At 43.0% G+C, this 630-nt stretch carries 1 protein-coding gene; it reads left to right on the top strand.

Annotation, left to right across the window (positions count from 1 at the left end):
• A partial coding sequence (locus QVP90_RS09285; RefSeq protein ID WP_288204183.1) for a TonB-dependent receptor plug domain-containing protein occupies window positions 1-630 on the top strand: 630 nt, incomplete at both ends.

Below are 630 nucleotides of genomic sequence, written 5' to 3'. Positions count from 1 at the left end.
GGTACTGACCAGGGAGATGCCCTGTCTACAATGAATCCGGATGACATCGAAAGTATCAGTATCTTGAAAGGTGCTTCGGCTGCTGCTTTATATGGTGCGGTGGCTGCCAATGGTGTAATTATGATTACTACCAAGAAAGGACGCGAAGGAAAGATCAGAATCGATGTGTCCAGTAATATGACGGCGGAAACTGTTTTTAATCTGCCAGAGTTGCAAAATACGTTCGGGGTACCGATGAATTCTAAAACCGGTAAACCTTCTACTTTTTACAGTTGGGGAGATCAGATGGATATAGACGGATTCGATCAGATAAAAGATTTCTATCAGGTGGGATATAATTTTAATAACAGTGTGGCTGTAAGTGGCGGTTCTCAGAATTCACAAAGTTACTTCTCTTATGGAAACACCTCTTCCCGCGGAGTGATGCCTACCAATACATTTGTGCGCCATAACCTTAGCGGACGGCAGACTTTTAAAGCCTTCAATGAAAAGTTGACTATGGATTTCTCGGGTACGTATACCTATTCGGAAACGAAAAACAAACCGGGTGGCGGTATGTTGGATAATCCGTTGGTAGGGTTGTATGTAATTCCCAGAAACGTGGATTACGGCTATTATAGAGATAACCCT

The sequence above is a fragment of the Bacteroides sp. CAG:189 genome, assembly GCF_000432295.1.
Lineage (GTDB): Bacteria > Bacteroidota > Bacteroidia > Bacteroidales > Bacteroidaceae > Bacteroides > Bacteroides salyersiae.
The sequence above is the reverse complement of the archived record's forward strand: the minus strand, read 5'-3'. Positions and strand labels throughout refer to the sequence as shown.